Source organism: Ruminococcus flavefaciens (assembly GCF_900119075.1).
GTDB lineage: Bacteria > Bacillota > Clostridia > Oscillospirales > Ruminococcaceae > Ruminococcus > Ruminococcus flavefaciens_Q.
In genome coordinates this window covers 75,120-99,064 of sequence record NZ_FPIP01000008.1, presented here as the reverse complement: position 1 = coordinate 99,064, position 23,945 = coordinate 75,120, and the positions used below count along the sequence as shown (strand labels likewise).

9 protein-coding genes and 1 pseudogene are annotated in these 23,945 nt (G+C 45.1%); 2 read left to right on the top strand and 8 right to left on the bottom strand.

Annotated elements, in window-relative coordinates; all coding sequences use genetic code 11:
• Positions 1-46 precede the first annotated feature (46 nt).
• The 3 genes from BT105_RS11575 to BT105_RS11565 form a co-directional block, all read right to left on the bottom strand.
• Positions 47-2,371, bottom strand: a complete 2,325-nt coding sequence (locus BT105_RS11575; RefSeq protein ID WP_072300884.1) for a dockerin type I domain-containing protein — start codon at positions 2,369-2,371, stop codon at positions 47-49.
• A complete protein-coding gene (locus tag BT105_RS11570; protein ID WP_072300883.1) occupies positions 2,358-2,912 on the bottom strand; it encodes an RNA polymerase sigma factor in 555 nt (184 codons plus the stop codon). The genes BT105_RS11575 and BT105_RS11570 overlap by 14 nt, the downstream gene beginning before the upstream one ends.
• A 272-nt stretch (positions 2,913-3,184) precedes the next feature.
• Positions 3,185-5,797, bottom strand: coding sequence for a CotH kinase family protein (locus tag BT105_RS11565; protein ID WP_072300882.1), 2,613 nt, complete (start codon positions 5,795-5,797; stop codon positions 3,185-3,187).
• Positions 5,798-5,984: 187 nt separating this feature from the next.
• Between BT105_RS11565 and BT105_RS11560 the strand changes: the two genes are divergently transcribed.
• Positions 5,985-7,211, top strand: a complete 1,227-nt coding sequence (locus BT105_RS11560; protein ID WP_072300881.1) for a dockerin type I domain-containing protein — start codon at positions 5,985-5,987, stop codon at positions 7,209-7,211.
• 52 nt (positions 7,212-7,263) lie between these two features.
• Here BT105_RS11560 and BT105_RS11555 read toward each other — a convergent pair whose 3' ends face one another.
• Both BT105_RS11555 and BT105_RS11550 read right to left on the bottom strand, forming a co-directional pair.
• Positions 7,264-9,573, bottom strand: coding sequence for a hypothetical protein (locus tag BT105_RS11555; protein WP_072300880.1), 2,310 nt, complete (start codon positions 9,571-9,573; stop codon positions 7,264-7,266).
• Entirely contained in the window at positions 9,557-10,114 is a 558-nt protein-coding gene (locus tag BT105_RS11550) for an RNA polymerase sigma factor (RefSeq protein ID WP_072300879.1), read from the bottom strand. The genes BT105_RS11555 and BT105_RS11550 overlap by 17 nt, the downstream gene beginning before the upstream one ends.
• Positions 10,115-10,548: 434 nt before the next feature.
• Between BT105_RS11550 and BT105_RS11545 the strand changes: the two genes are divergently transcribed.
• Positions 10,549-13,998, top strand: a complete 3,450-nt coding sequence (locus BT105_RS11545) for a leucine-rich repeat protein (RefSeq protein ID WP_072300878.1) — start codon at positions 10,549-10,551, stop codon at positions 13,996-13,998.
• A gap of 154 nt (positions 13,999-14,152) precedes the next feature.
• Here BT105_RS11545 and BT105_RS11540 read toward each other — a convergent pair whose 3' ends face one another.
• The 3 genes and pseudogenes from BT105_RS11540 to bglS form a co-directional block, all read right to left on the bottom strand.
• The gene (locus BT105_RS11540) at positions 14,153-19,051 is read right to left on the bottom strand and encodes a glycoside hydrolase family 11 protein (RefSeq protein ID WP_143186588.1); all 4,899 of its coding nucleotides are present in this window, start codon (positions 19,049-19,051) and stop codon (positions 14,153-14,155) included.
• A gap of 736 nt (positions 19,052-19,787) precedes the next feature.
• Positions 19,788-22,964: a carbohydrate-binding protein gene (locus BT105_RS11535; protein WP_072300876.1), complete on the bottom strand. Its 3,177-nt coding sequence runs from the start codon at positions 22,962-22,964 to the stop codon at positions 19,788-19,790.
• 309 nt (positions 22,965-23,273) lie between these two features.
• A pseudogene (gene bglS, locus BT105_RS11530) lies at positions 23,274-23,945 on the bottom strand (beta-glucanase); the annotation flags it as partial.

Genomic DNA, 23,945 nt, shown 5'->3' with positions numbered 1-23,945 from the left:
AAGCCATGCAGGAGACATTCCTGCATGGCTTTTATGTTATATCACCTTATTTGCTTACTGCATTTTCAGCATAGGTCGAAAGTATCTCGGAAGCGTCTACGCTGTTTACTCTTCCGTCTGTGTTGAGGTCTGCCATATACTCCATGTGAGCTACCGTAACATTGCTTATCTCTGCGTTGACAGATGTTTCCGCATAGTAGCTGAGCACATAGCTTGCGTCGATAGCTGTTAACTTGCCGTCGAAATCAACGTCGCCTGCTTCCTTGTCCTTGCAGAGCTGCTCGATATATGGTCTGATATCGCTGAGGTCTACCAGTCCCTTTTTCTCAAGAAGCTGGAGGTAGTAGATATCAAGCTTGTACTGAGGCAGCTCGTATGGCATACCTACAACTGACTCATAAATCATGAAATCGCCGAATGTTCCCGGGATATCATCATTGTCAAGCTCTACATTCTGGTCGATGAAATTCCACATATCAGCAGGAAGGATGCTTTCTTCAGCTGTTCTGCCTGCGCTGATGTCGTTAACATACAGACTAAATACATACGAATCCAGAGTGTTTATGTTGCCGTCCTTGTTTATATCAAACATATCATTTTTGAGACCGCTTTTCAGCACATCCTTTGTCTCAGCTATCATTGCTCTGAAAATATCGTTATCATGCATATAATCGTGATCTGCAATAGCCAGATAGCGCTTATAAGACTCGTTTCCCATAGGATTTTCGTTATAATTGCCATCTGCCTTATTAAAGTTTTTGCGCAAAATGGAGTCCAGATCACTTACAAATGCCTCGCTTACAGAGTGGTCACAGAGCATAATTTCTCCACGATACTGAACATAATACAGACTTCTTTTATTTATAATGTCGATATCCGTATTGCTGATGATATATCTTGCAATAATGTCAAACGAATTCAGATTACATAAGGGCATATCGTCCTTGTTGTAATCTACAAACGAATAAACATAATCGTATAAAGGCTTGCACTTATCCCAGATCTGCTGCTTGGACTCTTCCGGCATAGAGAGGCGTGAACGGAGCGGATGCTCGTAATCAGCGTGAATACAAACAGTATTGCCCATCACTTCCTCCACTAAGTTAAACTGACCGAAATAGTAATTATTGCTGAAAAAGCCTTCCTCATCGGCAGAAGCTACATCAAAGATGTATATATCATAGAGGTCCTTAAGATCAACAACTCCGTCTTCATTTATGTCAAAGCTGTACTTTTCTGCATCATAGTTTTCGAGGAATCTCTTATAGTATGCGTCGTTATACTTATCCAATGAATATGCTACGTTCTTTAAATTGAAGAAGAAGTAATCAATAAAGCTGTTTCTGTTCTCATCCGAACCATAGGTATAGCTTTCGTCAACATAAACAGAATTCAGCAGCTTTTCTCTTACCTCGGCAGGAGCATCCGGAGATATGGTCCTGCAGACATGCTTTTTAAGCTCTGCATCAGCAGGAATAAGATATTCCCTATTTTCAAAATAATTTACATAATCTTCCTGTGTATATCTGATCTCACATACCTCTCTGAGCAGATCGGTATCAAGAGTATCAATAGCTCCGTCCTTGTTGAAATCTCCATATGCAGCACATCTTTCAGCATAGCCATCAGGAAGTGACTCAGGTTCATTCATATATGTGAAAAGAGCATAAGCATCGAATCCGTCAAGCTTTCCGCTGCCATCAAAATCCATTTTATCGGTATTCTCTTCAATATAAAGTACAGCGTCTGCGAGAGAGTCTATAGGCTTCGGAGTATACAGGGATTCTGCATTTGCAGGCATACTTACTCCGCTTGATGCCATTGCAGCTGCTGAGAGAGCAGCAAGATATTTTTTTACTTCCATTACCTTCATTCTGATTACCTCCTTGCAATCATCTTCATTGATATCGGTAGTAACAGGTGGTTGTGTGTTGTTCGTGTCAGCATTTGTGTCAGCTTTTGCAGCATTTGATACTGTTGTCACAGTATTCACTGCTTTGTTTCCTGCGGCTGATGATATCATGGAGAAAGCGGCTTTTGTCACGGAAGTCACGGGCTTTGCTGTAGTTTTTACAGGAGCTGTTGTATTGGTGACAACAGTCGATACATCTGCTTCGGTGCTGCGCACATCGGTAACCGTCTCGCTTGCAGCCTCGGTAGTCACAGCAATTACCGAGCTCATCTCAGGCTGGCGCGAAGGCTTGCTGTCAGAAGCAAGGTCGGCTGCTTTGGCGGTTATGACAACTGCGGCAGCAATAGCCGAAACTGCGGCGCAGGCTTTCTCGGCACGTATGCGCTTTCTTCTCTGCCTTGCAAGATGCTCGTCACGTATCCTGAATACGGCTTCTGCGATATCCTTAGTATCTCTCATAAATAAAGCCCTTCCTTTCCAGTTCAGATCTCAACGACTTTCTCGCTCTGAAAATCAGATCGCTGACCTGTCGTTTTGCTTTGTGCATTATCCTTGCTATATCCGAGGTATCGAGGTCCTCGAAATACATTAGGTAGAGCACCTGATAATACTCGGGATTAAGGCGCTTCATAGCTCTGTAAAGCTCCTTTTTCTGCTCTTCCTTGAAGTATTCCTTTTCTGTGTCGGTAACATCGGATATAACAAGATGTTCATCAAGAGACAAATCTGAAATTTTCTGATCCTTCCTCAGATGGTCGACTGCGCAGTTCCTCGCAATAGTGAAAAGCCACGTTTTGAATGAGCACTTCCCTCGGAAAGGCGGCTTTTTAATGGCAAGCTTTACGAAGGTCTCCTGCACTATATCATCGGCAAGGCACATATTATTCACTATACTGTTGAGGTAAAGCGACATTCCCTCATGATATTCATCAATTATTTCTATTAATCCATTATCATCACCATCAAGGAAACGGCGGTAGCGCTCTGCATCGTTTCCCATTAGATTACCCCCTTATGTTTTTAAGGCAAATTTGCTTTATATCTATTAGACGTATGAAACCTGAAATTTACGCACCCAAATTTTTATTTTTCCGAAAAAAATTTTTTTCTCTCGGATACACATACTTTCAATTATATCATAGCACTGTATTTTCAGCCTGTCAATCAAACATTACAGCGTATTGCGGAACATTCTGTTAATTTGCTTAATGTTTGACTGCAATGCCGCTATAACAGCAAAACAGCTCCCATCGGGGAGCTGTTTGATATGGTTTATTTTTTCAGAAGTTCCTTTCTAAGCAGGACAAGGTCAAATATATCGGCGGCGCCGTCATCGTTCATGTCAGCAAGCATGAACTGCATCTGACTGAAGCTTTCTGCTCCGCGGAGGTATTTACACATAAGAAGCAGGTCGGCTACCTTTATTTTGCCGTCAAGGTCTACATCGCCTGACTTGTAGTCCTCCTTGAAGGTACAGGTCAGCGTTACTGCCTTGTCGGCGTCAACGGTTATAGTCGGAGAATCGGAAGTCACCGCTCCCGACCAGCCTGCGAAAACATAGCCCTTTTCAGGCTTTGCAGTAATATTCACCTTCTGTCCGCTGTTATATGAACCCGTCCAGACATTTCCCGAAAGCGCTGTATCTGCCGAATCAACGGCAATACTACCCTTTCCCTGTGCTGTTACGGTAACAGTCGCGGTATTATCGGAGATACCGAGGTATTTCTGCATATTTGCCACGGCATATTCTGCGCGGTTCTTGAAAAAGGTGCGCATTACGTCCATTTCGTCGTGATAGAAGCTCTCCTGCTCCGCAATGAACGTATCAAAGTCCGTATCGGGAGCACCGTCGTACCAGCGCCATGCAGTCATGGTCATGTAGTCCATGTACCTGCTTTCCTCGTCGTCAAGCTCTTTCACCATTTTGTCCGACTCGAATACAGAGTAGGCGTAGGAATAGAACTTATCCGCAAACATCTGCTTGAATTCGGGATTTTTGAGGAGCTCCGCAAATATCACAGTGGGGATAGCGTCCGAAACACCGTCCATTTTTGTGAAGCTGTCGTGCTGATAGGACTCAACATCGCCGAAATCCTCATAGGTAAGTCCCACTGAATAATCGAAATCAAATGCGCCGAAACGCCATTTGCCGTCGCTGTAGACATTGCCGTCTATGGCGTCGCCTGTGTATCTCCACATGAGATAGTTGTAGTTAGGCCAGTCCCATGTGCCGAGGTACAGACCTGTGCAGTAGCAGTCGATAAGGCTCTCGAAGTCAACCTGCGAAGCCACATATTCGTAGTTTTCGGGAACTGTCAGGTCATTGTCGCGGCAGTACTCACCCAGAAGCTGAAGATTCAGCGGCTCGTCGTCAGGACCTTCCTCAAGCTCGCCGTTCTTTATTAAAGAAACGTTTTCCGCAGGAACGCCGTAATTGGACTGTATGTAGTAATCCGAGGCTTTCTCGGTTATCTCGTACATTCCCCAAAGCTCGCCGTCGATGAACAGCATACATCTGTCATCTGCGTAGGTAGCCAGTGCAGGCATATCGCGGAGAGACGAATTTACCACGCGCTCTCTTAGCCTGTCCACCCATGAGACTGCTCTCAGGCCGAATGAATCGTAGCGCTTTATCTTCTTGCCGTCATCTGCGGAATAATTGTTGTCAATGAGCTTATAATCCAGCTTTGAATCGCCGTATTCGCTCCTTGCATAGACATTGAAGCTCTTTACAACGCTGTTCCGCGTAGACGAGCCTCTTATGCGTATGCCCATTTTCTGCGAGAAGCCCAGCTCTCCGTCCTTGAAATAGGTGATATCAGCCTCGCGCTCCCAAGCCTTTCCCGTTGAAATAAAATTTGCAGGCATTTCCGTTGTGCCGTCGGTCTTGAGCCAGTCAAGGTACTGCTGACCTGTAACGTATATGCCCTTATCCTTGCCGAAGAGGTTATCGGGATCGGTAACGAGAGAAACTACAGGGATACCCGAGTAGTATTTCAGCTTTTCATCGTCCATTACGAAATATGTCTTTGAGGACACTCTGCCAAAGGTACCGTCAGCGGACTTCGAGGCCGCTCTTACGATAGTTGCCTTGTCCATTTTCTCGGGATTCGCCTCAAACCACTGGGTAGGCGTTATGGAATATGCGCTGTTCTCCTCATGCTGATACTTGCTGTAGACGTCTTCATCAGCGCTTCTGTCGTACATCGGTATAGCGCCGCTGTAGACCTTTGCGGTCTTTGATGTGGTCGGATCGGAGCCGTCAAGGGTATAATAAACCGTGTCCGACGAGCTGATAGTCAGCTCCTTGACCTTGTCTGCGCTGTAAAAGCCCGATTCCAGCGAGAATACAGGCTCCGCAGGCATATTCTTGTTTCCAGCAGCAGGAGTTGGCGGCATTACCGCAAAGCTGCCGTCTGCTGTACGTCCGTAGGCGGAGTCCTCCGCAAGGGCGGGTATCTCAAGCTTTTGAAGAGCTGTTCCGTCAGGAGCCGAAAGTATAAGAGTCTCCCCTGACTTGCTCAGTCCGAAGCCTGTATTAAGTTCTGTCAGTCCCTCAGCCTTTTTATCGGCAACTACAAGGAGATATCCTCCCTTTTTTATAACAGTTCCCGACGGAAATACGAACCTCTGCGGCGAATCCGCGCTGTCGGAGATACCGAAGCCCGACAGGTCGATATCCTTGCTGCCGCCGTTATACAGTTCTATCCAGTCTGAAGCTCTGCCGAGGCTGTCTTTGAAGCTGCTTTTATTCTGGGTGCAGACCTCGTTTATGAAAAGTCCGTCTGCGCTTTGCTCAGCCATGGTACGCGGAAATGCGCATTGGAGTGAAGCGGCCATAAGGAGCGCCGCCGCAAAGCTCCCGATTTTCTTTAGTTTTTTCATAAAAATGCCTCTCTGTTAATTAATAATAAACACATTATAGCACACATTCATAAACAGTTCAATGATTTTTTTGCTGTGAAGCACCTGTTTTGACGATTTTTCTTTATTTACCGCAAAAAATGATTAGAATCGCGGCATAAAAATGGCTATAATTTATTATGACATATTTTCTGAAAGGACTAAAAACATGAAAAAAGCAAAAATGATAGCCGCTGTTATGGCGCTTCTTATGGCAGGCGGCTCGGTGAATTATGCACCTGATAATTCTGCTGACAGTCTTTTTACAGCTAACGCAGCAACAGCTTCGACTACCACAGAACTGAACCTTAAAGGTAGCTTTTCAAACAGCGATTACTATGAATTTAAACAGGGCAGCGACGATAATTCCTTCATTTTCAGCATTGAACTTTACGATGACCGCGGAACATCTGCAAAGCTCCTTAAATTCCGTGAACAGATCAAGGATTTTGAATACGCCTTCGTATTTGATGATAAAAATGTGGTCGTACAGAAGAATGCACTGTGCAATTTAGGCGACTTCTATTCCGTTCAGGCAAAGCTGAAATTCCCTGAAAACACTCCTATGCGCGAATACGGCTTTAAGATCGTTGTAACAAAAGCTATTGACAAAAACGGCAAAGACGTTACATCTAAATTCAATACATATAACGGCAAATATTCCATACTTGACAAAAACGGAAAGGATACGGGAAGACCCGATCCCGAGGTTGAAATAGTAAAAATAACCTCGATGAGCATAAGCCGAGCAGCCAGCGGCGCCGAAAAGCTTGCAGGTAACGAAAGAACGCTGACCGACAAAGGCTATTATGTATCAGGCAATATCAACGGCAAAGACCATTATTTCAAGGAATTTGACTATGATGTTGAGCTTGATGATCCAAAAGCTGTTATACTTGAAAAGAAATTATCAGCTGAGCAGCAGAGTTACGGAGGCTATTTCTTCTATCCGACAGTTAAGATAAAGATACCCGATGATTCGGCTGTCGGAAATCACGAATGCAAGATAACCATAAAAAAAGCCGTTGATCTCAACGGCAAAGATGTTACAAATAAACTCCTCTCTAACACATTATTTTATTATTATACAGTAACCGGCAATGAAGGCACAACTCCCGTAACAAAAGGCAAGCCTTCACTGGGCGATCCCAACGGCGACGGCGCTATCAACGCTATCGACGCTTCGATCATACTCACTACATACACAAGGATAGCTACCAGCAGGTCCAAGCCCACAAGCGATGAGCTGGCATACTGCGACGTAAACAATGACGGCGCAGTAAACGCTATCGACGCTTCATATGTGCTTTCCTATTACGCATATAATGCCACAAACAAAAATAAGATAAGCTTTACAGATTATATTAATAAGAACGCTGAGACAAACAGCCACTAAAAAAACAGCTGTCGGGATAAACGGTTCCCGACAGCTTTATTTTTTATTCAGTTCAGCAAAGATTGAGAAGTCTCCTCTGAACCGCCAGAGCGTCCATTGGAGTAATGCCGTCGTTGGTGTTGTTTACGTCAGCATTGAACTCGCCTCTTATTGACAGGCTGTACTTATTCGGATTACAAAGCGTCTGCATTATGAGAACAACGTCGTTCATCTTGACATCGCCGTCAGCAGTTGCGTCGCCTGTTCTGTAGGGAGCGGCTTTCGGAGCCTTCGGCTCGGTTTTGTTAGCCTTGTCCATATCAAACAGGAGATCGCCCAGCGATACTATGTAATCATAGTAAACTCCGTATGGCATATCATGGAAGAAGCCTGAATTACGGTCGTAATATCTCCAGTCTCTGTTCTCGAACTGAGTATACAGCTCTGAAGCAAAGAACTCGTTGTACAAATCGAAATCAACTGTTCCGTACTTGGAGATATAGATACCTGCAAAAAGAACATCATAATCGTCGCAGATTATACCGTTTTCGTTGCAGTCAAGTGAAGCTATGGCGTCGCCGTCTGGATTCCAGTCAGGTCTGTTAAAATCCACGTTGTATCTGCCGTTGTTGGCGCGTGAGAACATATTAGGATCATACCAGCGCTTGACTGTCTCTACCACCTCGTCTGTAGTGTACTCCTTGACCGTGATGACTCTGTAGCAGGCGGAAAGTATCTCCATATCCAGATCGTCAAGCTTTCCGTCGGCGTTCATATCGGGAGCAGCTATCCTGCCCTCCCTGACAGCCTTTTCGTACTCGGGGTAGGTAGCTGACATATAGTTCTGATTGTTGCTGTGCCAGCTGAGTATATCGCAGTAGTCCTCATACTTTACAAGCCCTGCTTCGATAGCGTCAACTCTGGCCTCGCCCATGTAATCATACTCATATTTTATCCTCTCAAAGAATTCACCCTTTGAATTGGTGAATTTTTCATCATGTCCTGATATGCAAGCTACACACTCTCTGAAGCGTATATTGTCCAGATATTTCTCGTCGGCATTTGAGATGAGATACTCATAGCATTTATCGGGATCAAGCCATTCCTCGGTGAAATCATAGTTGTTTATGATCTCCTTGGTAACAAGGACTGAGCCCGCGTCAAAATCATGACCGATATATCTGTGCTCTCTGTAATACTTAGCGCAGTTTTTCAGCGTAGACTCCTTCATGGGGAAGTCCTGATAAAACATATCGGCAGGAATGCAGAAGCCTATATCCTCGGACTCAGTTCCAAGTATGGAATCCAGTCTGTGTTCGATCGCCCAGCCTCTGTTATCAGGATCAACGCCGTATTTCTCGGCAAATTCATCGCGTATGTCAAAGTCAAGGTTCCATAATACATAGCCTACCAGATAATTATCAAACATCCAGTAATCAAGACAGTCCTTGTAATCCACAACGCCGTCCTCATTGAAATCAAGACTTACGTTATTCTCGCGATCGTACTTTACAGCATAATCGTATTTTAAATTCGGCTGGGGCATACTTGAGATCCAGTCAATAAAACGCCATGAATCATCAGATACCCTGCCGTTCTCATCCTTATACTTGTAAGCGTCAAAATCCTCGGGAACAATACCGTTATTAAGCAGATAATAATTGTAAATAGTGTTCATATCAGGATTTTTTGCCGCATAGGCGTCACGGGCATCGAAGATATCGAATTTTCCGTCGCCGTTGAAATCGGGATCAAGCTCGCCTGATTCGATCTTGCTGTAATTTAATGTAGCAGAATACATATAATCCTCTTTCGGATCAAAGCGGACTATAGGTGAAGCGTTTGCAAGTATTGGATTTGCCATTGCTGAAGTTGCTGCTAAAACAGCCAGAAATTTTCTCATAACAACATTCCTTTCACTGTCAAATTGAGGTTCATTCGGTAATACATCAATATCAGTCGTAACTATGTTTTCATGCCTGTTCGTAAGAGCTGACGGATTCGCAGCAGTGGTCCGCTGTGCAGAAACGGAAGCTGCTGTAAGAGTAGTACGGGCTGTTGTTTTTACCGCAGCAGTTGTGACGATATCCTGTTTTTCCTGTGTTGTGGCAGCAACGCTGTTTACCGATGAAGTAACAGATGGCGATACATTGCCGTCGGAAACCGGCTCGTCAGTGACATTGGTCGGCTCGTTATGGCTGTCGGCATTTTTTGTGCGCTCAGGCATATTCTTCCATATACCTGCACCTGCTGCAACGGTCACGCAAAGACACAGAGCAGACAGCGCCGTTCTTTTCACGACGCGCAGCTGCGCTTTTTTCCGAGCTATCTTCTCGTCTCTTCTTCTGAGAAGGTCACGAGTTATCTCATCCCATTCCCGCATACTTTATCCCCTCCTTTTCCAACTCTTCACGGAGAGCTTTTTTCGCCTGATATAGCAGATTTGTCATCTGTCGGCTGCTTTTATGCATTATACACGCCGCCTCTGAATTGCTGAAGCCCTCTATATAGGTAAGGCATATAGCCTGACTGTACTGGCTCCGCAGTTTTTTCAGCGCTCTGTGTATCATCAGCTTTTGTTCCTCTTTGATATAGTTTTCCTCGATATCCAGCCCCGAATTCAGTTCAGAGCACTCGTCAAGCGAGGTATCGCCCTTTTTCTTCATACGCCTTAGATAGTCTATGGCAAGATTCCTTCCAATGGAAAAAAGCCATGTCTTGAACGAGCTTTTTCCTGTATATTTCGGCTTTTTATACGCAAGCTTGAAGAAGGTCTCCTCCATGAGCTCCTCAGCATCATGGATATTATTGGTAAAACTATTCAGATAGATAGTGAGACCGTCCTTATATTCACGGACAATGTCTCCAAGAGCTGAATCGTCTCCGACAAGATAACGGCTGTAGCTACTTGCACCATTATCCATTGAACGGCTCCTTTCCGGAAATATTTTGCCTTTCACTTATTAGACGAGTTTTACAGGGCAAATGTCTTAGAAAAAACAGAAATTTTTTCCAGAACTTTTATTTTTCCGATCTATCGACTGTGAAAGTCCTTTTTTATTATACCATGAGAATGGTTACCTTTCAATATTTGTTAAGTGATGCCTGTTATTTTATTATACTATTCAGATTATCATGATTTGAATATACAGTTCGTATATCGGTTCTTGGGTATTTTTTTGCTGCAATCAGCAAAACCTTCGCGGTCATAGTGCAATTTTAACAAACTTTCCCAAACGTTCACAAAAATATATTGATTTTCAGAGAGAAAAGGACTATAATTACATCATAGGGTGTTATATGTTTTATATAACTATCTGTAGAAAATGTCTTATATTTTATAAGGAGGATATATTTTATGAAAAAAACAATTGCCGGTATTTTAGCCTTCATTTGTGTTCTGAGCCCTCTGAGCGGCGTTTGGACACCTTCAGGCAGCAGCAGTACCTCTATTATTATGGAGGCTTCAGCAGCAGAAGCTGCTCAGCCTGGTAAAAATTCAAGCCAATACAGCTATAAGTATGCAGATACATCCTTGTATACTACAGCTTTCTCAACTGTAAAAGGCGTAAACACATGGAATTCTGAGGACGGCAAGTTCACATACGGAGTATATAAGGTAACTGTTACCCCAAAAAGTGAAAAAACAGCTGTTAATACAGAATATGTCATCGGTATCTCAAAGGCTAACGAAAATGTCATTGACGTTGACCTTTCTGAAGATCTCGACATACCTTCTGCTGTTAAGGAATCAATTGAAAGCGCAAATATTGAATTAGCAGGCAATAACGTCCGCTATCTTGCAGCAAAGACTTTCAATAACTCATACCTCAAGACGATCAAGCTTGACGGCGTTGAATATATTGACAGCAGCGCATTCGGATCTTGCAAATATATCACAGATATTGAAATTCCAGCCTCTGTAAAATATGTAGGCAGCAGCGTATTCTCTGCCAGCGGTCTGAAGACTCTCTCAGTTCAGAATGAAATGCCTGTCATCCCTGCTGAACTCTGTAAGGGAACTCCTCTCACAAAAATAACCTTTGCTCACCCTGATATGATACACACTATAGGCAAAGCTGCTTTCATGAACTCGTCTATTTCAGCTCCTATCTGTTCTACCGAATACTTAACAGATACAACAGGATATGAATATCTTAAAGTCGGAGAAAGCGCATATGAGAACTGTACGCAGATAAAGGAAGTTCCCATGACAGATAATGTTGTATCTCTTGGATTATACTCATTCAGAGGCTGTTCAAGTATAACATCTATCAAGTGCGGCAAAAATCTTACCGGCATGGACAAGGAATCATTCAGAAGCTGTACATCTCTTAATACAATAGATTTCAACAAAGAGAATAAAGTTCTCATCGGTATCGGCGGCGGCTGTTTCCAGGGCTGTACTTCTCTTAAGAATGTATCAGGCATTCCTGAGACCATAGGCGACTGGGTATATACAGACGCAAAGAAGACAGTAGGCTACGGTTTGGGCGACGGCGTATTCAGCGGCTGTACAAGTCTCGAAAGCTGTACTCTTCCTCAGGCTATAACAATAATACCTAAGAATACATTCAACGGCTGTACTGCATTTACTACTATTAAATTTAATACAGGCAACGGCGATAACATCAGAACTATCGGCAACAGTGCATTCAATAAGTGTACAAGTCTCCTTTCAGCCAAATTTGATATGGCTACTATAATCGAGCCTTCCGCTTATGCCGGCTGTACAAAGCTCGTAACAGCTGACTTCCCTGCTGCTGTATATATCGGTGGTACTGAAGATATTGACGACGTAGGAAATATAAAGAGCTCTGATCTCGACGTATCAGCTAAAAAGATCAAGTCAGGCGGCAGCTCATTCTCAGGCTGTACCGCACTCCAGAAGGTTAATATCCCCGCTTCACAGTATATCTTCCCAAACACTTTCAAGGGCTGTACATCTCTGACAGAACTTAAGGCAGGAAAGTGTAAGATCGTCGGAAACTACGCTCTCGACGGCTGTACAGCATTTAAGGAGATAACTCTCCTCTCAGATCAGTATGGAAACAGTGCACCTACAAAGTCAAATACTACCGACGGTTATGTTTTCCAGAACTGTAAATCTGCTGAAAAGATCACAATCGACGCAAAGTTCCTTGTTGAATTCCCGAACAAGACTCCTAACGGCTTCTTCAACGGCTGTACAAATCTTTCAAATATTGTTACACAGAACGGTGACTTCTCAAAGGTTACTGTTGTTAGTACAAAGACATTCTCAGGTTGTGCAGCTCTTACAGAGATGAAGTTTGAGGATATCCGAATCGTTGAAAGCGATGCTTTCTCAAACTGTACTTCACTTACCAGAATTTCTGCTGATCCTAACACACCTCTTAACGCTGAGGACTATCTTAAAAACGCTTTCCTCAACTGTAAGAACCTTAAGTTTGCTATACAGGGCAACTTCTCAACTATAGGCGAAGCTGCATTCAAGGGCAGCGGTGTAACAGCTGTAAACCTTGAAGGAATGCAGGGCGGTACCGTTGTTATCGGCAACAATGCTTTTGACAGCTGTGAAAACCTCACAGATGCAACAGTTCTCTCCGATAGTGCCGCTAAGTTCTCTATAGGCACAAGTGTATTTGCAAATTGTCCTAATCTTAAAACAGCTACTTACGAGGGCAAGATCATAACCGCAAATATGTTCAAGAATTGTCCTTTACTTGAAAAGATAACCACAAATGCAAAGACTATCAAAGCAAGCGCATTTGACGGCGACGCTAAGCTGACGATCGTTGCTGATAAGAACGATCCTGCAAATTCTATCATCGCTGACGAAATAAATGAATATGCATTCAGAAACTGTGCTGCTCTTAAAGTATTACCTGCTAATAAGAACACAGTTCTCAAGGGTGCTTCCATTTTCGCTAATTGTGCTTCAATACCTAAGGCTGAAGTAGGAATACTTACAGCAGGTATATTCTCAGGCTGTTCAAAACTCAGTGATGTTACTCTCGAAAATATAACCTCTATTCCAAAGAGCGCATTCTCAGGCTGTACATCACTTGAAAGCATTGATATTGAAAATATGGAGACTATCGGTGCAAACGCATTCGACGGCTCAGGCCTCAAGAGCGTAAAGCTTAACGGTGCTCAGACTGTTGACACAAGTGCTTTCGCTAACTGCGCTAATCTCGCTGAGATCGATGTGACCGCAAACAAGATCAATACCAAGGCATTCTACAACTCAGGAACAGCTGACGGAGTTACACAGAAGGCTTCACTGGCTGTAAATACTATTGGTGCTAACGCATTTGAAAACTGTGCTAAGCTCAACAGCGTTACTATCAAATCCGATGACTCACACAAGCTTGCAAGCCTCGGCGCAAGCGCATTCAACAACTGTAAGAACCTCAATACTATCACAATAAACGGCAATCCTACTATGGGAAGCAAATCTGTCGGCTTTATCAACAACAAGGTAAACGCAGGCTTCATTCTCGTTGGTGATACAGGTTCAACAGTTAATACATACGCAACTAACAACAATATCAAGTTCCGTGACGCATCAGGCTTCGATCCTTCAACTATCGTTGTTCCCGGCGACGCTAACTGCGACGATACAGTTGATATGTCAGATATCGTTCTTATAATGCAGGCTCTTGCAAGTCCAAATAAATACGGCACAAGCGGTACTGACAAGAATCACATAACCACTCGCGGCATTGAGAACGCAGACGTTTTTGACAGAGGCAGCGGTATGACAAATGCTGACGCACTCCAGATACAGAAATATCTGCTCAAGCTTATTGACAAGCTTTCATAATCTTTCCGCCCTCTCTGAAAATATCTTTTACAAAAAGGCTATATCCTTGTGATATAGCCTTTTTTATGTATCTGCTCCTTACCGAAAGCCGTAAAAAAACTCCCGCACAGATGTACGGGAGTTTTAAAACAAATATTATAATGACAAAGACCGATTAAGCGCGTGTGTGGACCTGACCGCCGCCCAGTGTCTTTCCGTGAGCCTTAGCCATATCAGAAATATTTACGTTCTGGTAACCATTCTGTGCAAGCCATGGGAGTACTTCTTCCATAGCTGCTGCTGTGTTGGCATATGTCTCGTGGCAAAGAACGATAGCGCCTTCAAGTGAGCCGTTCTGTGCAGCCTGCTTGATAGTGTTTACGATCTGATCCTTGGAAGCGCCGTTCCAGTCCTGAGTGTCGATCGCACAGCTGATAAGCGGTACATCGTTGAGTGCGGACTGAACTGTTGCGTTGCTCTCAAGGTAAGGAAGTCTCATAAGCTTTGAAGGATCAGCGCCGATGATGCTCTTGAGCTTGCTGTTGCACTGCTCCCACTCGCTTCTGATCTGTGAAGCACCCATCTGTCCGAGGTGTGGGTGAGACTTAGTGTGGTTAGCTACTTCCATGCCGTTCTGGTACTCGTACTTGATCTGGTCGTTGGACTTGATCCAGTCACCAACGTTGAAGAATGTAGCTGTCATATTGTTCTTGATAAGTGCGTCGATAATTCTGTATCCGGGATCAGACTTGCTTGTAGCGCTTGCGCCGTCGTCGAATGAGATAGCGCAGAGCTTCTTGCCGCTCTGAACAGCTGTGTTGTTCTGCTGCTGTGGCTGCTGATTATTCTGCTGCTGATTCCAGTTCCATTGGTTCTGCTGCTGGTTGTTGTTCTGCTGCTGATTCCACTGGTTATTCTGCTGCTGAGTATTGTTATTGCTTCCGCCGCCGCTTGTACCGATAGTGAGCTTTGATACGTTAGCCTTACCGCTGCTCTCCCAGCCCTCAACATTGAGTGCTACCTCTGTGAGGTTACCGATGTTCCAGCCTGCCTCTGCCCAAGCCTTGAAGTGGTCTGATACTGTGATAGTACCTGATGTTCTCTTTGACTTGCGAACGCTGAAGTACTGCTTGAATGTCTCGGTAGTGCCGAGAATAGTAGGACCTGTGTGGTCGAGCTGGAATATCTCATACTGAGCGCCATCGATAGTAACGGTCTTGCTGCCGCCGTTTGGTGATGGGCACCAGTTTACCCAGTCCTCGATGATATAGTACTCTACGAGCGGATTCTTCATCCAGCCGTATACGCAGAGACGTGAGTTGCCCTGTGAGCTTGCTGAATAGTCAGCTGCATAGTCCATTACGATCGGACCGTAATCTGTAGCCTTCTTTGATGCGTCATAGTTTCTGCCGCGGCGAGCGAGGAAGTTACCTCTTGAAACTGCTGCGTTCCACTCTGTGCTGAATGAACCGCCGCTGCCAAGTGTCATTGAACCGCTTCCGCCTGTGTTGTCAAGCCATATCTCATAGCTGTAGCCGTCAACGTTGTCGCCCTTGTGCTGAGTCTGACCGCTGCCTACGCTGAACTTCTGTCCGCTTGCTGTGAAGTTGGAGCTGTTGTTCTGCTGCTGCGGCTGCTGATTCTGATTCCACTGATTCTGCTGCTGATTGTTATTCTGCTGCTGATTCCAGTTCCACTGGTTCTGCTGCTGGTTGTTATTCTGCTGCTGATTCCAGTTCCACTGGTTCTGCTGCTGGTTGTTGTTCTGCTGCTGATTCCACTGGTTATTCTGGTTCCAGTTCCACTGGTTCTGCTGCTGATTGTTGTTCTGCTGCTGATTCCAGTTGTTGTTCCAGTTCCACTGCTGATTCCAGTTAGCATCACCGTTAGGAAGATTCGGGATCGAACCGAGGAACCACATCTGAAGTGACTGTGCGTCGCTGTTTGTGATGCCGCTTCCCGGATTGAATACGTCACCATTGTATGCTCCCTGCTCGGAAAGGTTGTACTTGTTCGGGTTAGCAAGTGACTGCATGATAGATACGGTATCGCCCATATCTACATTATTATCGCCGTTTGCGTCGCCCCACTTTGTTACGTTGGTGAACCAGTCCTGATTACTCCAGTCATTATTCTGATTCCACTGGTTGTTCTGCTGCTGATTGTTATTCTGCTGCTGATTCCACTGGTTGTTCTGCTGCTGGTTGTTGTTCTGCTGCTGATTCCACTGGTTCTGCTGCTGGTTGTTGTTCTGCTGCTGATTCCACTGGTTCTGCTGCTGGTTGTTATTCTGCTGCTGAGTATTGTTATTATTATTGTTATTATTGTTTGAAGGAGCAGCACTGCTCTTAGCAAGAGCAACTACCTTATCATAAGCAGGCTTTGGCTTGTAGCCCTGTGAGAACAGGAGCGGATTCTGTGAAGATCTCCAGCTTACATTATCTGATGTGCCCCAGATAGTAAGAGCAGGTATCCTGTCAGAGTTAGCCATTGCGATCTTGAAGATATCCTCATAGAGATTAGCCTGTGCATTAAGGTCTGAGCAAGTAATATCAAGCTCTGTGATCTGAACGTCCAGACCTGTGCTGAGGAACTTCTTTAAAGCTGTCTCAAAGGTCTTTGCGTCAGGATAGTTTGTAGCAAGATGAGCCTGCATACCGATACCGTCGATAGTACCCTGCTGCTTGAGCTTCATTGCCATGTTGTAGATATCGTTTGTCTTAGCGCCGATGTACTCGTTATAGTCATTCAGGTAAAGCTTGCAGCCTGCAGGAGCATACTTTCTTGCATACTTGAATGCGTTGAGAACGAATGAATCATCGCCGTAAACCTTTACCCAGTTGGAGTTGCTTGCAGGTCTGAGTCCGCCGCCGTCGTTAACGAAGAGCTCGTTGCATACGTCGTATGCATAGACGTCAAGCTTAGGATACTGAGTCTTGAGTGCCTCGAATGTATTCTTTATCATACTCTCAAGACGCTGATCCATGATATCCTTTGATACGTAAGCACCGTTGCTTGAGAAGTTCTCACGGAAGAACCAGTCAGGAGTCTGGCTGTACCAAACGAATGTGTGACCGCGGAGAGAGATGCCGTTGCTCTCGCAGAACTTCAGAGTCTGAGCAGCTCTGCTGAGGTTGATCTGTGTATTTACATTGTTTCCTCTCTGCTGACAAGCTGACTGATCGAGTATCGAATCAGGCTTGAGCTCGTTCTCGGGAGTGATAGAATTGTAGTTCTCCTTGAGGAACGAAGCGCCTGAGTTGAGCTCCTGTGGGCTTACGGAAGTACCGATCTTGAACCAAGGAGCGAAGATGTCCTTGAGTCCTGAGCCCTGTGAAGTGCTTGTGTTGTTATTCTGCTGCTGATTCCACTGGTTCTGCTGCTGGTTGTTATTCTGCTGCTGATTCCAGTTCCACTGATTCTGCTGCTGGTTATTGTTCTGCTGCTGGTTCCACTGGTTCTGCTGCTGGTTGTTGTTCTGCTGCTGGTTCCACTGGTTCTGCTGCTGATTGTTATTCTGCTGAGTGTTGTTGTTTCCGCCGCCGCTTGTGCCGATAGTGAGCTTGGATACGTTAGCCTTACCGCTGCTCTCCCAACCTTCTACGTTGAGTGCAACTTCTGTGAGGTTACCGATGTTCCAGCCTGCCTCTGCCCAAGCCTTGAAGTGGTCTGATACTGTGATAGTACCTGATGTTCTCTTTGACTTACGAACACTGAAGTACTGCTTGAATGTCTGAGTGTTGCCGAGGATAGTAGGACCTGTATGGTCAAGCTGGAATATCTCATACTGAGCACCGTCGATAGTAACGGTCTTGCTGCCGCCGTTTGGTGATGGGCACCAGTTTACCCAGTCCTCGATGATGTAATACTCAACAAGAGGATCCTTCATCCAGCCGTATACGCAGAGTCTTGAGTTACCCTGTGAGCTTGCTGAATAGTCAGCTGCATAGTCCATTACGATAGGACCATACTCTGTAGCCTTCTTTGTAGCATCGTAGTTTCTGCCGCGGCGAGCAAGGAAGTTACCTCTTGAAACTGTAGCATTCCACTCTGTGCTGAATGAACCGCCGCTGCCAAGTGTCATTGAACCGCTTCCGCCTGTATTGTCGAGCCAGATCTCGTAGCTGTAGCCGTCAACGTTGTCGCCCTTGTGCTGAGTCTGTCCGTTTCCTACGCTGAACTTCTGTCCGCTTGCTGTAAAGTTTGAGCTGTTGTTCTGCTGCTGCGGCTGCTGATTCTGATTCCACTGATTCTGCTGCTGATTGTTATTCTGCTGCTGATTCCAGTTCCACTGGTTCTGCTGCTGGTTGTTGTTTTGCTGCTGTTGCTGCTGATTATTATTGCCTGAACCGCCTGTGCTTACTGTAACGCTCTTTACATTAGCCTGACCGTTTGAACGGTAGCCCTCGATATTAAGAGATACCTCATAGAGAGTACCTGACATATCAAGTCCTGCCTTTGACCATGCGTCAAAGTGCTTTGAAACGTCGATAGTGCCCTTCATGTAGTTTGTAGTGTTGTTCTTGGAACCGCTGGTCTGACGAACGCTCCAGTACTGCGGGAATGTTGCAGTACCGTCGAGAGAAGGCTGATTGTAACGCATTGACTTACGGATATCGTAAGTATTGCCGTTAAGAGTTACAGTACCCTTGTTCTCGCCGTCATTTCCGGGTGGTCTCCAATCGCCCCAGCCTTCTACGATGTAGTATTCCATAAGAGGATTTCTTGTCCAGCCGTATACGCACATATACGAATTTCCTCTTGGTGTGTACTCTACATCATAAGTGAGGACAATATCTCCGAAAGCCTTGTAATTCTTCTTCTGGCTGTCGAAATTCTTACCCATACGAGCAAGGAAGTTTTCGATATTGCTCCATGAACAAGTAAATGAACCTGCACCCGGGTTCATTGAAGCCTGTCCCTGACCGTTCTGGTTCCACATCTCATAGTCATATCCGCCGACATTTCCTCTCGTCTGCTGATCGGCAGCAGATGCTACAGCGGGTATGCTTGAGGCTATCATCAGCGCTGAAACAGCTCCGCTGATTACCCTCTTCATTTTTGATAGCTTCACTTTGATCACTCCTTTGAGTTTTTGATTCAAGTATCTGCCGAAGCCGCCCTATCGGCTCTATAACTCCAGAGATACTCTGTTAGATTAAGAATCCCAATAAGTGCATATTTTTTTATTTCTTATATAATTATAATGTCTTAATCAATTAAAACACAAGCCGAATTTTGCGCTTATCGCCATTCTGACCAGAAATTGCGATTATTTCAGTGCTGCACTTGGCTGAAATTAGCCAGAAATCATTTATTGCTATTTAGCATAAATCATCAAGCGCAATTTTTGATAAGTAATATCATTTGTGTTTGCTATCAGTTCAGGTAAGCCACGAGATGAAATTTGAGCCAAGTTATTTCATTTAAGCTTAGCAAACATCGCATTTTCGCAACATTTCATTTTGTGCACAAAATATTACTTACTTTATTCACAATAACTATTGCTATATTCCAACCTCACATTTATACTGCGAAAGCTTTGCCTCTCCGAACTGTAAAATCAAATCAGAATATTACAATTGGTAGGAATATCCTTATTTTCTCCTGAAAAATCCTGCCGCAGGCCAAAGCATATTTCATTTTTTGCGCTTCTTTTGTCATTTATTGCTCTTTCCTGTTCATGATTTTTGTAAACCACGGGTGGAATATCACAGGCGAGCTCCAATAAAAATGCACAACCCGTCTATACTTTGCATAGTCGGATTGTGCATTACGCTGATTTTTATAAAATCAAAACTGTTTATCCCTTAAAAATACTTAATTTCGCCCAGTACGAACTTCTTAAGTAGCTTAAGGTCTTCCTTGTCTATAACATCGTCGCTGTTGATATCAGCTGCTCCGAAGTTTTCCGCGTCTCCGCTGAGGACCGCTCTCTTCATCTTGCAAAGGTCGAAGCTGTCTATCTGACCGTCGCCGTTGAGGTCTCCGATAGCGTAATTCTCGACCTGCTTGTCGGTCCTCCACCAGTTCACATTGTAGAGATAGCCTTCTCCGCCCGTGAATACGAAATAGATATCGTGCTTGCCCTGAGTTTCAGAGATGCCGCACCTCTGAGTGCCCCATGTCTGCCAGCCGTTAGTGCTCTTGATGTCCATTCTTCCGATGACCTGACCGTCGGGCTTGTCAAGGCGCACTTCAAGCACAGCTCTTGCGCCGTTTGAGCCGATACGGAAGTCGATATTCTTGACGCCGCTGAGGTCCACAGCCTTGAAGCCGATGTACTCGCCGTTTTCGATATAAGCAACGTCCTTTCCGCCCTCAGAGCAGTCCTCGGTGTCGATACCCGACTTGAAGTCATAGGTCTCAGCCTGTACGACCTTGCTGAGCGACTTGAGTCCCGTCAGTGAAAGCGGCTTGCTTGTGGTCGTAGTAACAGGCTTTGTTGAAGCCTTGGTTGTCGCTGTAGTTTTTGCTGTTGTAACAGTGGTCTTGGCAGTTGCAGCCGTGGTTTTTGCTGTTGTTGTAGTCGTTGTAACAGCCTTTGTCGTTGTCTGTACAGTAGTTGTGGTCTTTTCATCAGCGTCGCCCACATAAACAGCCTGTACCGAAGCGTCATTCTCAATTCTTACCTTGATGTAGGTATCCGTAAGCTCTCCGCTGCTCAGCTTTGCACCGTTCAGCACCCAGTGTGAGAACTTCTGCCCCTCAACGGGAGCAGCTGTAAGGTGGAGGTCATAATCAGCATGATAATTACCGCTCCAGCTGCTTATCTTACCAAGGTCAAGGCTGTTCAGCTTTATGCTGCCCTTGTCGGCAGTGTTCACTACCGTAAGCTTGTGAGGCTCTCCCGAAAGCTTCATAGCGTTTCTTGTGGTGCGCTCTGCGTAAGGATAGCGCTTGTTATAGAACTCTGTAAGTGTTGCTATCGACTCCTCAAAGCGTCTTATGCCGTTGTCGCCCGATAAGCTGCCCGAATGAAAACGTGCATATGTATCGGCTATCTGCTGTCTGTAGCTGTTTTTATAGCTGTTTATAAGTGCCTTGGTCTTGTTGGGTTCAAAGTTATAATTTGCAAGGTCCATCATAGTCCTGGCGAATTTCATTCTGAAGGAGTCGTTATTGAGAAGTCCGTTGAACATTCTTGCCAGCTGACTGTTGTTATTGCGGATACGCTCGAAGCCGTCTGCGCGATAGGACTTGTCATCAGTACCGTAAAGTCCCTGTCCCGATTCTGTATCGAAGAGTATCATTCTCCACTTGCCGTCGGCGTAGGGATTGCTCTCGTCAATAGTATTTGAGCGCCATGCGCTGAAGTTGTTCTGCGGCCAGTCTGCATTCGACCAGTATATCTGAGCTGCAAAATAGTCCATGAAGCCTTGAATGTCTACCTTATTGCAGAACTCCTCAAAGGAAATGCTGCCGTTTGCAACACCGTCGCAAAGAGAGCGCCAGTCCTGAAGGTCTTTATCTGTACCCTCTTCGAGAGCGCCGTTCTCTATCATAGCTATGCTGTTCTTGTCAACGCCGTAATGATTGGCAAGAAAGCTTTTGTTGAGCTTTTCCTGCATCTGATAAATACCCCAGAACTCGCCGTCGAGGAAGAGTATGCACTCAGTCGAGGTCTGCTTTGCAAAGGTCTTATCCGCAACGAGAGCCTGATTTATGCTGTCGCGGAAGAAAGCCGATGTATTGTCGTTTCCGCCGTTGCGGATAACGATGCCGTCATATTTCTTGATAGCCTTGCCGTTTTTAGCCTTTGTTGCCTTGCCCGAGAAGAAATCGTAATCGAACTCGGATAAGCCGTACTCCTTGCGTGTATAGATATTGAAGCTCTTCTGCTCAAGGGCTCTTGAAAAGGCACCCTTGATACGAATGCCTACATTCTGGTCGATGACCTTTTCTCCGTTGTCGAACATAGTGAAGATAGCAGGACGTTCCCATTCTCTGCCCTTCATTGAATAGTTGGCTTTTTTCTCCCACGGCCACTTTTCCCTGTCGGCTTCTCTGTTCTGGTCATAGATGTTGCCGAGGCAGTATATTCCCTTTTCCTTGTCAAAGAGATTTGCAGGATCGGTAACGAGAGAGATCACCTTCATATTCTTATAATAGCCCGAATTTGTTTTGCCGAGCATATATGTCTTTGTAACGTATTCGCTGGCGTGATTATCCTTGTCAACTGCAACAGCGCGGATAATAACAGCCTTGTCAACGTTTCCGCGGGGAGCCTCGGCTCCGTCGGGAACTATATCCGTGCGCTTGCTGAGGCGGTTCTCGGTATCGGACATATCCTTGATACTCAGGGGCTCTGTGTACTTCTTCGAGCCGTACACAGGATCGCTTCCGTCTGTTGTATAGTATATATCGCAGCCCTCATCGGCTGTGAGTGTCAGTTTGAAATCGCTGTCATAAAAGCCGCTTTCATGCGAGAATGTCGGCTTATGTACAGCCGCACTTCCCTCGGGAGCAGAATTTGCCTTGTCGGGAGTGCCTTTAAGTATATAGAACTGTCCGCTGCCGTCGGGATACTGTCCGTAGGAATTATCCGCAGGGATAGTCTCAAATGTGATAGTCTGTGCGTTATTGCCGCCCTTGTCCGTCAGAGTAAGAGTTTCACCTGACGCTGACAGTCCGAAGGGAGCTATCTTCGTATCATTCTTTGCGGCGTCACTGTCGCAGAAAACAACAAGTCTGCCTCCTGCGGCGATATGCGTTCCGTCAGGGAATGCATATTTGTAAGGCTTATCAGCCTTGTCGGAAAGTCCCCAGCCCGAAATATCAGCTTCAGTCTTTCCGCCGTTGTAAAGCTCGATCCAGTCATAGCAGTTTCCGTCCGCTGCTTTGTAGGTGGTATTCTTAGAACATACCTCGTTTACAGTGATCTGTACTCCCGATTCTGCATTTGCAGGAAGATATGCAGCGGTATTAAGCAGCATACCAAGACACAGAACTCCTGCGGCAGTACGTTTTCTTGACGTTTTATTCATTTTTTTCCTCCAGCTTGTAACATTTCTCTCTTAATTATTTCCAGTTAATAAGTATTATGACTTTTTCCGTATATTCAGCAGATAAGTGTCACAAATACACACAGCTTAAATATTATATCATATGCACATGGCTATTTCAAGCGTTTTATGGAATTTTTTTTCTAATTTATGAATCGTTTTTACAATACAAACAAATGCTTTATCACTTTGCAGTGTTTACTGCCGCAAATCGCATAAAAATTTTACCCTTCACTATAAAAAAGGACGGCTTAAAACCGTCCTTTTTAAGCTGTTCAATTACTGCTTGTTGTATGTTACCCACTGATAGCGTGCTGTGAGCGGAGTTCTTCCGTCATAGTGTGCAAGCCACTCGTCAACTCCTCTGCCGGGCCATGCGTTCATCATGATCTTACCGGGGGTCTGAGGAATATTCTGGTTAGCTGTATAAACTGCCTTGCCGTCTACATACCATGTGATATGGTCGCGCTGCCAGTCGAATCCATAGGTGTGGAAGCCCTGTGAAGCGTCGAAGCCAAGGTCGTACATGAACTCATGCTTGCCCTGTCCGTTGGTATAGTAGTTGAACTGTACCTTTGTTGTGTCCTTGCCAAGGATCTCGATGTCTATCTCGTCCCAAGGATTGCCGTCGGACTCACCTGTGTAGGTGAAGAATGAAGAAACAACGCCGTTGTTCTTGATAGCCTGCATAGATGTTTCATAATAGCCGAAGCCGTAGAAATCATTGGTTCTGTACTCAGCGCCTGCGTAGTTGTACTTGCCTGTTTTGTCTCTGTCGATAGTGAGTTCGAGAGCACCGTTTCTGAAAGCTGTCTGTGAAGCATACCAGCCGCAGTCAAACGGATCGCCGTTCTCCCAGCCGTCAGAAGCAATGAAATGGCGTGATGAGCCGTTTCTGAAATCATCAGACATAGTAGCATTCTTGTTCATCTCAGTGCCTGCGGGAACCGCATTGTTCTGAGG

Excerpts from the sequence above, each read along its gene's own strand:
- BT105_RS11545 (WP_072300878.1), top strand. The coding sequence starts at position 10,549 with ATGAAAAAAACAATTGCCGGTATTTTAGCCTTCATTTGTGTTCTGAGC.
- BT105_RS11550 (WP_072300879.1), bottom strand. The coding sequence starts at position 10,114 with ATGGATAATGGTGCAAGTAGCTACAGCCGTTATCTTGTCGGAGACGAT.
- BT105_RS11575 (WP_072300884.1), bottom strand. The coding sequence starts at position 2,371 with ATGAGAGATACTAAGGATATCGCAGAAGCCGTATTCAGGATACGTGAC.
- BT105_RS11565 (WP_072300882.1), bottom strand. The coding sequence starts at position 5,797 with ATGAAAAAACTAAAGAAAATCGGGAGCTTTGCGGCGGCGCTCCTTATG.
- BT105_RS11570 (WP_072300883.1), bottom strand. The coding sequence starts at position 2,912 with ATGGGAAACGATGCAGAGCGCTACCGCCGTTTCCTTGATGGTGATGAT.
- BT105_RS11535 (WP_072300876.1), bottom strand. The coding sequence starts at position 22,964 with ATGAATAAAACGTCAAGAAAACGTACTGCCGCAGGAGTTCTGTGTCTT.
- BT105_RS11555 (WP_072300880.1), bottom strand. The coding sequence starts at position 9,573 with ATGCGGGAATGGGATGAGATAACTCGTGACCTTCTCAGAAGAAGAGAC.
- BT105_RS11560 (WP_072300881.1), top strand. The coding sequence starts at position 5,985 with ATGAAAAAAGCAAAAATGATAGCCGCTGTTATGGCGCTTCTTATGGCA.